Raw genomic sequence first — 13,551 nt, forward strand, 5'->3', positions numbered from 1 at the left:
GCGCTGCCGCTCTCGGTCAGGTCCGCACTATCCATCTACCTGGGCACTGAAGTGTCATTGCGACACGAAGATTGACGCCTCGTACCGCCGGTAGACCGGACAATTGATCGCTTCAATTGTGTTTAACAGCGTTGGCCGCTTCTGCCGAGTCGAAGCAGTCGACGTCAATTTGCTCGCTGTAATCCGGACATTCAGCGGCGGCAGATGGCGCCTCGCTTTTAGAAATTGGACGATTACCTTGACCGGCTGGTTGTGGCCGGGTGCCGAAATTGAATCTTTCAAGTTCGCTGCCGCGAAGGAGTCATCGAAACTGAGTTATCAGGAAGCCACCGGTGGGGCCTACCGCGGCACCTTGCCAAGCTCGAAGTCTTGCAACATGGCGCACCACGCCCTTGTGGGGCGTGATGCCCCACAAGGGGTGATTCAAACAGTTTCAGAGGGTTCTTCCTCATCCACCGCCGACGTATCGCCCTTCGATAGATCCAGGGATGCGTCGATTTCTTTCTGACGGTAGACCAGCCATGCCAGCCGATCCGCCTTGTCAAACTCCTTTGCAATCTCAGCCTTCAGGTCGCTCATCCGCTTCTCCGTCCGGGCGAGGTAGTCGCGGTCCTCTGCAAGTCTCTGTTCCATCCGGTTCATCAGATTTTCGAGAACACGAATGAACCCGTTGGGGTTGTCCGTATGCCCGGCCTCATGCTCCACGTTGCCGATGAGCACAAGACGCTTGCCAAAGTCACGTTTCATATGCGAGCGAATGGCCATCCGGAATCCGCCAAACAGCCCGATTACCCGGGTGTCGCCCGGCTTCACGACGCTGAACCGCAGCACCAGTTGCCTGGTGACTTCGGTACGGTCCGAATACCACGTGCCGTCAATCTGCATGCGGAAGCTGTCTCCCGTCACGTTCTGACGGTTGGCAACATCGCCTTCCATGCCGGCGATCCGTTGCTGAATACACTCGATGCGGCCAGGCAATGCGGCCAGCTCCGACTTGTTTCTCCATTGCTGCTGTTCCCATTGAGATTTCAGGAGCGACAGCTTGGCAAGCTCGGTATCCACACCCGCCTTTTCCAGCACCAGGGGATTCCCTGACGCCAGTGCCTTCACCTCGGCGTATGACAACGCCGCCAGCTCCACATCCTCCGCGCTGCGCATTCCGGTGTTCCCCTGCATGACCTGGGCGATGAAACGCGCCTTGGTCTCAAGGGTCTGCCATATGTACGCATCGAAAGAGCCTTCCGTGACGTAGCGATGGATACGCACTTCCTCGTTCAGGTTGCCCTGGCGAATGATGCGACCTTCCCGCTGTTCCACGTCAGACGGACGCCACGGGGCGTCCAGATGATGGAGCGCCGCAAGACGGGTTTGGACGTTGGTACCGACCCCCATCTTTTGCGTGCTGCCCAGTACTACGCGCACACGCCCCTCTCGCACCGCCTTGAACAGTTCCTCCTTTTGGGAGTCACTGTCGTAGTCGTGAATAAAGGCAATATCTGCGACCGGCACTCCCATCTCGATGAGCTTCCTTCTCAGGTCCTGGTAGACGCTGAATCGCCCATCCTCAACGGGGGTGCTCAAATCACAAAATACGATCTGTGTGCCTCTGGTTGATGCGGTTTCCTTCCAGACCCCGAAGACCTTCTCGGCGCACTGGTTGGTCTTGCTTCCCTCATAGTCCTCGGCGAACGGATCTACCAGCCGCATGTCCAGCGCGGCCTTGCGACCATCGCCCGTCACCGCCAGCATGTTGTCCTGCTGAGGCGTTACCGTTCCATTCCTGATCGCTTCCGACCGCTCCACGAGGGTTTGGACGTAGGCTTTCAGTTCCAGGGTCGGCTTCGCCGTGGCCGTCTCCTTCAAAGCGCGAGGTACCGGGAGTTTCAACATCTCCGCCGTGCGTATGTCCGCCACCTGCCCGAACATGGACATCAGTTCTGGAAGATTGACGAACCGCGCGAAGCGGGTATGCATCCGGTAGCCCCGGCCATCGGGCGCCAGTTCAAGCGCGGTCACCGACTCGCCGAAGTTGCCTGCCCAGGTATCGAACTGCTGAAGCCTGAACGCCGACAAGGTGTCGGGTTGCAGATACCGCTGCATCGTCCACATCTCCGCCATGCTGTTAGACACGGGCGTTCCAGTGGCAAACGCTACGCCGGCGCGGCCTTGATGCCTGGCCATGACACATCGCGTCTTTAGAAACATGTCGAAGGCCCGCTCGGAGTTGCTGTTGGGCAAACCCGCCACGCGCGTCATCTTGGTGAAGCGGTAGAGATTCTTGAACAGGTGAGCCTCATCAACGAAGAGCCAATCAATACCCAGCTCGTCGAACGTCAGCACGTCGTCCTTCTTCTCCCTGGCCGCAAGCTTTGTCAGCCTCGCCAGCCAGACCTTCTTCGCCCGCTCAAGCTCCTTGACGATCCTGTTGCCACGATTCTGGTTCGCGTCACGAATGGCCTGCTCAATCTCATCGATTTGCTTCTGGATGAAATCTTCGATGAACCCATCGCCGAGCTTGATCCGCTCGAACGACGAATGCGTAATAAGCACACCATCCCAGTCGCCCGTGGCAATTCTGGACAAAAGGGTTCTGCGTTTATCCCCTTGCAGATCGTCCTTGCTCGCCATGAGGATGTTGGCCCCAGGGTAGGCACGCAGGAACTCGGCCGCGAACTGCTCAAGCATGTGATTGGGCACGACGTAGCAGGGTTTTCCGGCGACACCGAGCCTTCTCAACTCCATGCCGGCGCAGATCATGGTGAGGGTTTTCCCAGCCCCCACGACATGCGCCAGGAGCGTATTGCTCTTGCATGAGACGACTCGCCAGATGGCATCACGCTGATGGTCATGCAACCGATACACCTGCGAAAAGCCAGGGAGCACCAGATGCTTTCCGTCATAGCGACGCTGCACAATGCAATTGAACTGGTCGTTGTAACGCCGGACCAGCCGCTGTGTGCGCTCATCGTCAAGCCACAGCCACTCCTGGAATTTTCCCTTGAGCTCCTGCAGCTTCTCCCGTGCGGCAATCGTTTCCTTCTGATTCACGATCCGTTTGCTCCGATCATCCGGCGCTGGATCGGTAACCGTCGGTACCTGCTGATTGAGCGCCTGCTCAAACAGCGTCATCGCCCCAACTCGCTCTGTACCATAGGTCTGCGTTGCTGCCACAGACCATCGGGTAGCGTGGTTCGGGTCGATCTGCCATGCACCGGCCGTCGCATTGAACTCGACGCTGTTTCCCTCGCATTCCATGATTTCATCCAGGAATGCCTGGTAGTCCGTTGCCGGTATCCAGACAGACCCAATCCGTGCACCAATTTCATGCGGCGCAAGATCATCCGGAATGACAGCCTTTAACGCTTCCACGTTGGACGCAAACTTCCGTCCTGCATTTTCGGCAAACATCAACTTCTGGCGAACGTTGCCGGCGAGGTAGGTGTCCGCCGTCTCCCAGCTTCCCGAATCCGGGTTGAGGAAAATGGCTCCCACCTCTTGCAACTGGGGAATGAACTCGTACCCTGGTTGCCCAAGTAACGCTTCCATCCTCGCCACACTGACCCTCCCTGTCTGCTGGATAGAAGCAATCAGCGCTTCCTCGGGCGTTTCACAATGCTCGATCTGGCGCGCGGCCCCTACCGTTCGACGATGAAAGATGTCCATCTTTTCGGCGGCTTGAGTTTCCTCATCCCACCGTTCCAGGGACAGCAGCAACGGGAGGTCCGGGTCGCCCCGAAACGCCAGCCTGTTGGCTTTGGCGTGGATATGGCCGCACTTTGCCGAAAAGGCATCGTAGGCCGCATTCAACACCACACGGTAGATCGCCAGCAGAGTATCGTCGTCCGTGCTGGCTTGTGCTGCCACCAACTTGCGGGCCGCATCACGAATCTCGATCATGCCCTTGATCCGTTCAACCGCCCTGGCCGACAACCTGCCTTCAACCACCAGCAACTCGTGGCCCTCAGACACAGCCACCTTGCCATCCACCAGCTTGTAAGCACCCGGTTTGACAAAGTTCCCGGCGAGCACGCGGACTTCTGCGCAGCCCTCCGAACGATCCCTCGTTTGTTCTACATCTCGATAGACCCCTTCGGGCAACAGAGCGACGCGCTCAAGCAGCGCCGCGCCGATGTCACCCTCGAAGGTGCAGGCATTCGCCTTGCCGTAGCCGTTCTCGGCCAGGGTCAGCTTGCCTACGATCCATTCCGGGCGTTCCGCAAACCACTTGCACACGCGGACGTTACGCCACTGCCACGCGGGAATTCCTGCGTCTCTGGCAATATGGCTGGTGGGTATTTCCACCGGCCACTCTGCCCAGGCGTCACCGTTGCCGGCCTCGCCCTCCTTCAATTTCTGAAGAAAGACGATATCGGTTGTGACTTCCGTATTGGCGATCTTCTGGAATGCCTGAAGCGGAAGACGAATGGATCCGAGCAATCGCGCGCGGTTCGCCAGATACTTCCTGGCGGCCGTATCGGATTTGTCCAGCGTTCCGGCACTCGTGATGAATGCAACGAGACCTCCCGGCCTGACCACTTCAAGCGCACGCGCAAAAAAGTAGTCGTGGATCAGAAAGTCCCGAAACGGAACATGACGGGTCTCCGGTGTCTGGTAATTGCCGAACGGAACGTTCGAGATCACCAGATCGAAGAAGTCGGCCGGTAACCTGGCCACCTCGAACCCCTCATTCGCCACGCGAACCCCATAGTTTCCATACAGCGACGTGAGCAGTCGCGCAGAGAGTTGGTCGATCTCGACGGCCGTGACAGTCGACTTTTCTGCTACCTCCCGGGGCATGGCCCCGAGAAAGTAGCCATTTCCTGCCGACGGCTCCAGGATGCGACCACCGGTAAAACCCAGGCGGCGGACCGCCGCCCACATGGCCTCGATGATTTCCACCGACGTGTAGTGGGCGCTGTTGGTTGATGCGCGAGCACTTTCGTACTCGTCCTCGGCCAGCAAGGTCTGAAGTCGTTCGACACGGATCTTGCGGTTGCTTTCATCCTGATCCGGATTGAATGCCCAGGGAAGGCCGCCCCAACCGGTGTAGCGATTGAGAATGGTCCGCTCTTCGGTTGTCGGCCCCCTGCCCTCATCCTCCAACTTTCGCAGAAGGACGATGGCGCTGCAGTTGGCCTCGAACTTGGTGACTTCTCCGGACAGGCCATCGAAGTCGGATGCATTCAACCCTGGCCAAAAAGTCATGACGCTCGACTGTCTGGCCTCCTTCGACGGAAAGGCAATAATTTCACCTTTCCAATCCTGGCCGGCGAACCCATCAACAGCAATGGGATCATCCTCGGGCGCGAAGCCTGGCAGCCACATGACTGCTTCGGCAATTCTTTTGAATCTCATGAGTGTCTCCAAAAGATAAAACCCATGGAGACACGTCTCCCCTTGCGGGAATGAGTGCCCGCAAGGGTTGGTTAAAGTCGTCACGGTGTTCCGTGACAACCGGCTGATTGCTGTTTGTTTCAAGTCGCCAGCTGCGACCTTTCACCCCATCGGATTACCCGACAGGAAGAATTCGGCTTGCCGGGGCGTACTCATCGAGTGCGTCCGGGTAAGCCCCGTGCCGAGGCACGGGGGTTGGTCAGATGTTGTGAAAGCAGCGAACCTCGACGACCCACTCGCGACGCTTGATGCGCCTCGGCAGGCCGGCACGGGTTTGCAGGTGCCCACAACAGTCATGCTCGCAACGACAGGCTGTCGTGAATACATCCTGAAGCGCATTGATGATGTCGCCACTGGATAGACCACGCGGGGCGCGCACCGTGAAGATGCGCTCCCCGGCTTCGTCGTAACAAGCCTCCTGGTCACCGGGTGGGCGAACACGGCACTTGAGCATCACGAATTCTCCGATGAACTCGTGCGCGTCTTCCCCTTTCCAGCCATCGTTGAATTGAAACGTGAGGCGGCGATAGCCATCAAACCGGTTTCCCATGGCTAGGCCTCCGCGTCCATGATCGCCTCGATCGCGGCGTGAAGTCGCTCTACCGGCTCGGGCGCCACATCGGCATCGTAGAAACCACGCTTATAAACGTCGATGACATTGTCTTCTCCCCAGAGGGAAGGGACCGTCATGACTTCGTCGTCATCACAGCCTTCGACGTCGTAATCGAGCACAACGAATTCGAGGTTCACGTTCGCCGTGACGCCGGTTACCAGGCCCCCTTCGAGTCCGATCACGCAGCGCACCGGCGTGCACAGATTGATGCGCTCGCACAGGGCATCGATGCCCGCGGTATCCAGTGATATCTGGACATCGTCATCCGTCGCAATGGCGTGAATCGCATCGCACCGACTGGACGGTTCGCCCTGGCCGTTCTGCTGGTAGAAGCGCAGTGCGGCCAGGAGGGTGGCATGTTCGGCAGAATCGACCGAGATTATGTTTTGTGACATTGTCAGGCTCCAATATTGAGAATCGTATAAATAACTGTCAACGCCATGATGGGTAAAAACGTTAATCTGCTTGTGTTCGTTTCGAGGTGCGACGATGAAGCACAAGCGGGATTTCAAGGCATTGGAGAAACGCCGGCTCAAGGGCGCAAAGCTCTTGGCGCGCGGCATGTCGAAGTCGGAGGTCGCTCGGGAATTGGGCGTTGCGCGACAAACGGTAGCGACCTGGGAGCAGAAACTGGCCGAGGGCGGCAAGGAATCGCTCAAGCGCGGCGATTTGGGTCGGCCACGCCAACTCGACACCGAGCAGGAGCGGGAACTGGGCAAGGTACTCATGGCGGGCGCATTGGCGGCTGGGTATCCGACCGAACTATGGACGCTGCCTCGGATCGGCAAAGTGATCACCAAGCAGTTTGGCGTGGAATACAGCACCGGCCATTTGTGGCACCTGCTGCGCCGACTGGGTTTCTCTTGCCAGAAGCCCGAGAAGCGCGCCATCCAGCGCAACGAGGCGGAAATTGTGCGTTGGAAGCGGCACGGCTGGCCTGGGCTCAAAAAAAAGCCCAGCGAGAAGGCCGCACCATCGTCTTCATCGACGAATCCGGATTGAGCGAACGGCCCAGCGTCGCCCGTACCTGGAGCCTGCGTGGACAGACGCCAGTTCTTCAGCACAGTTTCACCTGGAAGCAACTCTCGGCCATTGCCGGTCTGTCCTTCTCGCAGTTCTACTTTCGATTCTTTCCTGGCGCGATCCGCTCGGAGCAGATCATCGAATTTCTCGGCGCGCTCAAGCGTCAGATCAAAAGGCCGCTGCTGATCATCTGGGATGGCGCAGCGATCCATCGCAGCCGCAAGGTCAGCGCATGGCTGGAAGAACTGAACGGACATATCGCGGTGGCGCGCCTGCCGGCCTATGCTCCCGAACTCAATCCGGTTGAAGCGATCTGGGCCTATCTCAAGAAGCATGAGATTGCCAATCTGTGCCTCGACACCATCGGCGAAGTCGGTCAGTTCGCCCGCAATCGCCTCAAGTCCATGCAGCGGCGACCGACGTTGATCACCGCGTTTTGGAAACAGGCTGAGCTGGCGTTCTGATGTCATCTACTTATACGAGTCTCAATAAAAAGGCGGAGCCATCGCCCCTTGCGGGGGTGAGTGGCCCGCATGGGTTTGAAATACTGCTGATGGTTGCTTCGTTTTCAGGCCATCGCTCTCAGCAATGCCGATCCGGCAGGCGATGCATTGGCCCTGCAGGAACAGGCACTCAGCCTAGCTCCTGAAAAAGTCCGCATACCCGCCACCGCTCTGGAGAATCCCGAATCTGTAATTGGGATCCTCCAATAGCCGGAGGTAATGTTCAGCATCCTTCCGCTGAAGCTCGGACAACCGGTTTCCTTTCAGAAGCTCGATCAGCCCTGCCTTGAACAGTTCCCGGTATGCGCCAGGCGTCGGAATGTGTTTCATCGTCCATCTCCCTTCGGAGCGTAGTCAATGACGCACTCTCCCGTCTTCTGGTTGTAGACCGACCCCCAGTACCCCTCACCGGCCCATTTCCGGACAAGCTGGATAGCGCGGATGCGGCTTTGATTGACGACATCGTAAGCGGGAGTTCCTTCCATGCCCTCGTCGGTTCGCGGATCGCGAGATGTCGCGACGGCTTGATAGGTTTGCTCGTCCACCGGAACGATGCCTGTATCGAGTTTCATTGTTGACCTCCAGAATGGTGAGAGGCCACTCCCCAACCGGGAAGTGGCCCCGGTTGGGAAAGGATTGCTTCAGATGCCGAGCGCCGCCCGTACCGCCTTTTTCCGCTGCGGATACGGCAACCCCGAAGGGGTGTTGATGCCGTAGTCCCGGCAGACCAGGATTCGCAGGCAGGCCAGGCGGGCAACGGCGGTGAACTGCCCGTTGTTCCGCGTCTTGTCCTTGAGCACGTCCTCCAGCCATTTCGATGACTGTTCGTTGGCTTGTCGGACGAGCCGGTAGAACATGGCGCGGCGAGCGGAGAGCAAAGTTCTCATGCCATCAGCCCTCCACGCGCAGGGTTGCAGTCGGTCTCGCAATTCCAGCGCTCTTCAGATACTCCAGAAGCCCGCCGGCATCGCGTCCGTGCCGCATGAAGCCGTTCTCGACAAGCCACAGCCCGTCTTCACTCGGCCAGCCGGTTTTCTCGTCCTCATTCGAGAACGAAAACACCGTTCGGCCGTTCTGATTCTCGACGCGCGACTTGAACCACCCGCGCTCGTCGAGATCGACCACCTGAACCAGTTCCTGCCGGAAGGGCTTTAAGCTGCCTTTCATAGCAGCCCCCTTTCGGCGAACGAAAGTGTCTTGTTCCCGGCCACGATGAAGTGGTCCAGAACCTTGACATCCACCAGTGCCAGCGCAGCCTTGAGGCTAGTCGTCAGCATTTCGTCCGCCCGCGACTGGTCGGCTTCTCCGCTCGGATGGTTATGAGCGAGTATCACCGCTGCCGCGTTGTGCACCAGCGCTCGCTTGACCACTTCCCGTGGGTAGACCGAGGTCTGGGTCAGCGTGCCGCGAAAGAGTTCTTCCGCGACGATCAACCGGTTCCTGGCGTCCATCCACAGGCACATGAATACTTCATGCTCGTAACCGCCGATCCGGCCACACAGGAATGTCGACGCCGCACTGGGCGAGGCCAGATCGATACCCGTACTGCTCATGTCTTCCTGCATTGCCCGGATGTAAAGCTCCTTCGCAGCGGCGATTTGCGGCTGCGCCGCGTAGGACGTCCGCTCTTCCCCTGCGATGAAGCTTGTCTGTCGTGCCGACCTGATCCCGAAAACTTCCGAGAGGGGACGTGTTGACAGGGCGCGACCCGACGGGCCACAGAGAACCGCCAGCAAATCGGCATTGGTCATTTCAATGGTGCGCATTTCCATTTCATTTGCCTTTCAGGAAATGGGGCCGTGCGCATCCCCAGGGGGCGCATACGGCCCCTGAGGGAGTAAATATGGAAGCCGCCGAAGCCACTCCCATCTTTTAGAAACGTGCTGCCTGCCATCCATGCCAGACCTGAACATGGGAGGCGACACGCGAATTACTCATCGCGCATCGCCACCTCCTTCAAGGCCTGGGTACCCGCCTTGAGAATCTTGTCCGCCGCCGCAAACACCCGACGCGCCGACTTCTCCGGGAATTCCTTCCCATCGAGCCAGCTTTGGATGTAGCCCCGGCTTTCCTCCATGCCTGGCAACCCGAGGGTCGCGCAGCACAGGTAGGCCGTCGCCTCGGCTTCAGCCTCCTTGATGCATTTCGGCATCGTCGGGCCGTCGGCCATCACTCCTGTCTCGTCACCCGTGGCCGTGTGGCCAAGCAGGTGATGCGCAACTTCGTGGAAAAGTGTCTTCCATGGCATCGCGGCAACAGGATTGACAGCCACCTCGCGGACACCGCGTTTGGCATATCCCTGACAGTTGCCGTCGATTATCTCGAACGGAACTTCCCGAATATCCAGCACGCCAAGCGCCTTTGCTTTGTCCCACTCCGGCGTCCACACCTCCGGCTGGAGAACATCGCCTTCCGTCTGGTCGAGACTGAACCAGTTGCGCTTCAACAAAAAAATCATGTAAGCACCACCAGCCCCCTCTTCCAGGGTGTGTTCGTCCTTGTCCTTTCTCTTGATCGTGACCGGCATGATGAGAGAAAGGGCCTTCTCGCCTTTCCTGACCTTTCGGCCAAGATTTTTCCAGCGATTGAAGCTGGCAATGGGAGCGAGCGGAAGACCGCGCGCCGCCAGTTGAAATGCCGCAAGGATTGCGTTGCCCAGCGAGTAGTCGTGAAATACCGAGTACGCCTTTGACAGCGTTCCGGGTAGCGTCAGTGCCTGTTGCAGCAGGGCGTTCCAGTCAGGCTTTTCCATGACCGGCTCCCTTGACTTCCTTGATCCACCAGTCCGATACACCGAGATAATTTCCGGTCACCGGGTGAACGTCGATCAAGTCGGCGCTGGCTTGCCATCCGCGCGAAGCGCGACAGGCACGAACATCGCCGCATCCATTGAACCGCCGCCAGCGTGTCGTTCCATCTTCATAGTGATACATGCTTGCCTCCAGACGAAAAAACCGCCGAAGGCACCAAGCCCGTCGCCGGGGTTGATGCCCCGGCGGGGTTGTGAATGACGACCAGTTGCCTGAGCGCCGTTGATTGCTGATTGTTTCGAGCGGCCAGCTACCGCCTATGACACCCCTGGATTACCCGGGAGCGACAATTTCGCTTTCCGCAGCGCACCTCGCGATGCGCTCTGGAAAGTCCGCCTTTCGGCGGACCTTCGTTTCATGCGATTTCCTTCAGAAGGCCCTTCTCCACAAGCGCCTTGAGTTGTGCGCTGAGTATCTGGACCAGAAGCACCGATCCCTTGAAAAGAAGCACCCGTTTCCCGTCCGCGAGTTCTGCGACGGTTTGTGGTCCCAGGTACTGATATTTCATGATGCCCTCCTGTTACGAGGGATCCCCAACCCAATGCGTCCGGGCAGGGTTTCAATATCAACCGGGCTGACGTCAGCATTCCTGTCCATGGCGCCACCTCCTTCACGCGACGCGACGCATGGCATGTTCAACGGATTGCAAGGAAGGAAAACCTGCCTTGCCATCGCGATTGAGGATGTCGAGCCAGTCCAGTGACTTCTGACCGGCAGGAATCTCGCCCGCAGGAACAATCGCACTGGCCTTGATACCCCGCTTCCAGAGCCTTTGGACCAGCCGTCTGGCTGCTTCCTGGCCATGCCCCCTTGGATGTTGCGTCGAGGGCTGATCCTTGTCGGCGAAGACCAGGATCTGACTCACGCCGGGTGGCGGGTAAAAGTGCTCCAGCAGATACGCATTGACCGCGCACCAGACCGGCATCTTCGTCCCTTCCATGACCGCGAGAGCCGTCTCCAGACCTTCTGCCACTGCCAGCACGGCGCCAGCCTCCACCAGTCGGATGACTCCGCCCGCCAGCTTCCGCTGACTTGGATACCGCATCAGCTTCCTGGGAGACTCGACAGGTGCCTTGTAGCCGTCCGCCGTCAGGTAGGTACGATGAATGGTGATGGCGTTGCCGCCGTGACCCTGCACCATGGCCAGCATCGCCGGAAACGTCCCGATCTCCTTTCTGTCCTCGAAATACGCGAGCGATGGATGGAGACGGAGTGTTTCCGGTTGTCGGATCGAGATACCTCTTCGGGCCAGATACAAGCGGGCCGGCTCAGCATCGGGATGAGAGAGGGCGATCGACTCGTTCCAGACACGGTTAAGCGCCTGGCGAGCCTTTTCGTCATCGTCGCCCTTGCTGGTCTGGCGAGAAATGGTTCTCCCGCCAAACGGCCTGGGGATGATGCCGACGCGCAGGTACTCGGCTACGGACTTCAGTGCTTCCTTGAAATCCATGCCGGATACCCACATCAGCGTGGCAAATCCATCGGGATGGACGCCACAGGTATTGCAGACGCCGCCTCCCGAATCATCCACGTCGTTAAACACACGGTATCCGTCCTTGCCGCCGTGCACCGGGCAGGAAACGTGATGACCGACTCGATCAAGTGCAGGTTGAAGCTGTGGCGCAAGGGCCGAGAGAATCCCTCCCCAGCGGCCATGTGCAACAGCCTTGATTTCCTTTGCTTCCATGATTGCCTCCATGAGTAGCCCCGGACGGGACCTGCCGAAATGCCCGCGCGAGGCACTTGGGAAGGCCCCGTCGCGGGCCGGTGAATTCCCCACCGGCATAGAGGCACCCCGACCGGGGTAACTCCCCGGTGGGGTTGGTAATGTCAGGCGCTAAAATCAGTGCCTGAGCGCGAAGCCATCAGAATGGCCCGTCATCGAATGGCTGAGCTGCCCTGGAGTTTCCTTTCGGCGCCGATCTGGACGCGTCAGAACCTTCCCTGGCCTTGCCGCCGCTGGGGAGCATCTTCATGCTCTCGCCGACGATTTCAGTGGTGTAGCGAGTCTCGCCATCCTTGTCCCATGAACGGGTCTGGAGACGGCCCTCGACATACACCAGCGACCCTTTCTTCAGATACTCGGCCACAATCTCGGCGAGTTTTCCGAAGAACACGACACGGTGCCATTCCGTTTTTTCGTGCTTCTCGCCATCCTTCTTCCAGCTTTCGCTGGTGGCGATATTTGCGCGCGCAATGGCATCGCTGTCATTGGTGCGTCGAAGCTCGGGGTCAGCCCCCAGAAAACCGATCAACTGAACCTTGTTAAGCATGATGAACTCCTTGTGATGAAAAGGACGGTCACACCATGCCCCTGACGGGAGCATGACGATCCCGCCGGGTTGGTTGAAAAACTCGACTACTGCGGCGCTTCCATGCACTCGCCGGCCATGAACGCCACCCACTGGGCTGCCTTCGCCAAAGTTCTGAAGCTTGCGTGAGGACCGCCGTCGACAAACACCGAATAGGGATCTTCGCCAACGCGCTTCGCGACAATCTGCAACTGAGGCGCCTGATATTTCGGGTGCTCCCAGAGAACCTTCCGATCTGCCACATCCATCAGCCTGACGATAGAGTGATCGAGAATGCTGACACCCCATGCCTCGCCGTTCTGTAGAAGAATGGGAATCTTGAAAGTACCCGACGAGCGGCCTATTTTTCCCACCACGTCGTTTTCTTCCAGCCAGTCTTCGCCCCGCTCCACATCTCCGTAGAAGAGGCGAATCGCCTTGCCGCTCTTGCGGTACTGCTCCAGGATTCGGCGAACCTTGACAGGAGTGTCGAGATTGAACCAGGTCTCCTTGAGATTTGCCTTGGCAGCTTCATTGATGGCGCGCTGAAAATCAGCGTACTGACCGATGGTTCCCTTCTCATCCTCGCGAATCTGGATCGAGAGATTCAGCCGCGCCACGAGTTGCTTCAATTGCTTGAAGACATGCTCGAAGCCCAGGGTCGAATACCCCTTGCCAGCGGAAACAACGAACAACTCCTGCTCGTGATTGATTACAACGTCCATTGCAACCTCCAGACGAAAAACCGCCGGAGGCGCTCGTTCCCTGCCGGGAGCTTGCGCCCCACGGCGGGGTTTTAATGGCAACCGGTTTCCCGATTGCAGCCAGATGCTGTTTGTTTCAGAAGGCCAGCTACCTTCATGTCCCGTTGGCATAGCCAGGGGAACAATTTGGAATAATTTCCTTTCCGCAGCACG

16 protein-coding genes are annotated in these 13,551 nt (G+C 58.5%); 2 read left to right on the plus strand and 14 right to left on the minus strand.

Translation table 11 applies throughout. The features are described 5' to 3' along the window. Window positions 1-423 precede the first annotated feature (423 nt). The 3 genes from J0M27_RS00845 to J0M27_RS00855 all read right to left on the minus strand — a co-directional run bounded on the left by J0M27_RS00845 (window position 424) and on the right by J0M27_RS00855 (window position 6,570). Window positions 424-5,355 carry a helicase-related protein gene (locus J0M27_RS00845; protein ID WP_294986513.1) on the minus strand — a complete coding sequence of 1,644 codons (4,932 nt, stop codon included), beginning with the start codon at window positions 5,353-5,355 and terminating at the stop codon, window positions 424-426. 238 nt (window positions 5,356-5,593) lie between these two features. Beyond that, window positions 5,594-5,944, minus strand: coding sequence for a hypothetical protein (locus tag J0M27_RS00850; protein ID WP_294986515.1), 351 nt, complete (start codon window positions 5,942-5,944; stop codon window positions 5,594-5,596). A 2-nt stretch (window positions 5,945-5,946) separates the two neighbouring features. After that, window positions 5,947-6,570, minus strand: coding sequence for a hypothetical protein (locus J0M27_RS00855; RefSeq protein ID WP_294986517.1), 624 nt, complete (start codon window positions 6,568-6,570; stop codon window positions 5,947-5,949). Between J0M27_RS00855 and J0M27_RS00860 the strand changes: the two genes are divergently transcribed. Both J0M27_RS00860 and J0M27_RS00865 read left to right on the plus strand, forming a co-directional pair. Further along, window positions 6,557-7,009: a winged helix-turn-helix domain-containing protein gene (locus J0M27_RS00860; RefSeq protein WP_294986519.1), complete on the plus strand. Its 453-nt coding sequence runs from the start codon at window positions 6,557-6,559 to the stop codon at window positions 7,007-7,009. The genes J0M27_RS00855 and J0M27_RS00860 overlap by 14 nt on opposite strands. Next, on the plus strand, window positions 6,925-7,494 hold the full coding sequence (locus tag J0M27_RS00865; RefSeq protein WP_294986521.1) for an IS630 family transposase: 570 nt from the start codon (window positions 6,925-6,927) through the stop codon (window positions 7,492-7,494). Before J0M27_RS00860 ends, J0M27_RS00865 begins: the two co-directional genes overlap by 85 nt. 174 nt (window positions 7,495-7,668) lie before the next feature. Here the strand turns inward: J0M27_RS00865 and J0M27_RS00870 are convergent, their stop codons facing one another. The 11 genes from J0M27_RS00870 to J0M27_RS00920 form a co-directional block, all read right to left on the minus strand. Continuing rightward, window positions 7,669-7,863 carry a hypothetical protein gene (locus J0M27_RS00870; RefSeq protein WP_294986523.1) on the minus strand — a complete coding sequence of 65 codons (195 nt, stop codon included), beginning with the start codon at window positions 7,861-7,863 and terminating at the stop codon, window positions 7,669-7,671. Beyond that, window positions 7,860-8,105: a hypothetical protein gene (locus J0M27_RS00875; RefSeq protein ID WP_294986525.1), complete on the minus strand. Its 246-nt coding sequence runs from the start codon at window positions 8,103-8,105 to the stop codon at window positions 7,860-7,862. The genes J0M27_RS00870 and J0M27_RS00875 overlap by 4 nt, the downstream gene beginning before the upstream one ends. A gap of 69 nt (window positions 8,106-8,174) precedes the next feature. Further along, on the minus strand, window positions 8,175-8,420 hold the full coding sequence (locus tag J0M27_RS00880; protein ID WP_294986527.1) for a hypothetical protein: 246 nt from the start codon (window positions 8,418-8,420) through the stop codon (window positions 8,175-8,177). A 4-nt stretch (window positions 8,421-8,424) separates the two neighbouring features. Next, complete coding sequence (locus tag J0M27_RS00885; RefSeq protein WP_294986529.1) at window positions 8,425-8,700, minus strand: hypothetical protein; 276 nt, start codon at window positions 8,698-8,700, stop codon at window positions 8,425-8,427. Continuing rightward, the gene (radC, locus tag J0M27_RS00890; protein WP_294986531.1) at window positions 8,697-9,305 is read right to left on the minus strand and encodes a DNA repair protein RadC; all 609 of its coding nucleotides are present in this window, start codon (window positions 9,303-9,305) and stop codon (window positions 8,697-8,699) included. Before radC ends, J0M27_RS00885 begins: the two co-directional genes overlap by 4 nt. 158 nt (window positions 9,306-9,463) lie before the next feature. Then, the gene (locus J0M27_RS00895) at window positions 9,464-10,285 is read right to left on the minus strand and encodes an ArdC family protein (protein WP_294986533.1); all 822 of its coding nucleotides are present in this window, start codon (window positions 10,283-10,285) and stop codon (window positions 9,464-9,466) included. Continuing rightward, window positions 10,272-10,466 carry a hypothetical protein gene (locus J0M27_RS00900; RefSeq protein ID WP_294986534.1) on the minus strand — a complete coding sequence of 65 codons (195 nt, stop codon included), beginning with the start codon at window positions 10,464-10,466 and terminating at the stop codon, window positions 10,272-10,274. Before J0M27_RS00900 ends, J0M27_RS00895 begins: the two co-directional genes overlap by 14 nt. Window positions 10,467-10,698: 232 nt before the next feature. Continuing rightward, window positions 10,699-10,851 (minus strand): hypothetical protein, encoded by a 153-nt coding sequence (locus J0M27_RS00905; protein ID WP_294986535.1) that lies wholly within the window; start codon window positions 10,849-10,851, stop codon window positions 10,699-10,701. Between the two features lie 102 nt (window positions 10,852-10,953). Further along, window positions 10,954-12,030 (minus strand): toprim domain-containing protein, encoded by a 1,077-nt coding sequence (locus tag J0M27_RS00910; RefSeq protein WP_294986537.1) that lies wholly within the window; start codon window positions 12,028-12,030, stop codon window positions 10,954-10,956. Between the two features lie 178 nt (window positions 12,031-12,208). Continuing rightward, entirely contained in the window at window positions 12,209-12,616 is a 408-nt protein-coding gene (ssb, locus tag J0M27_RS00915; RefSeq protein ID WP_294986539.1) for a single-stranded DNA-binding protein, read from the minus strand. Window positions 12,617-12,702: 86 nt separating this feature from the next. Continuing rightward, entirely contained in the window at window positions 12,703-13,359 is a 657-nt protein-coding gene (locus tag J0M27_RS00920) for a hypothetical protein (protein WP_294986541.1), read from the minus strand. Window positions 13,360-13,551: the final 192 nt, after the last annotated feature.

The organism is Sulfuritalea sp., assembly GCF_017302275.1.
Taxonomy (GTDB): Bacteria; Pseudomonadota; Gammaproteobacteria; order Burkholderiales; family Rhodocyclaceae; genus Sulfuritalea.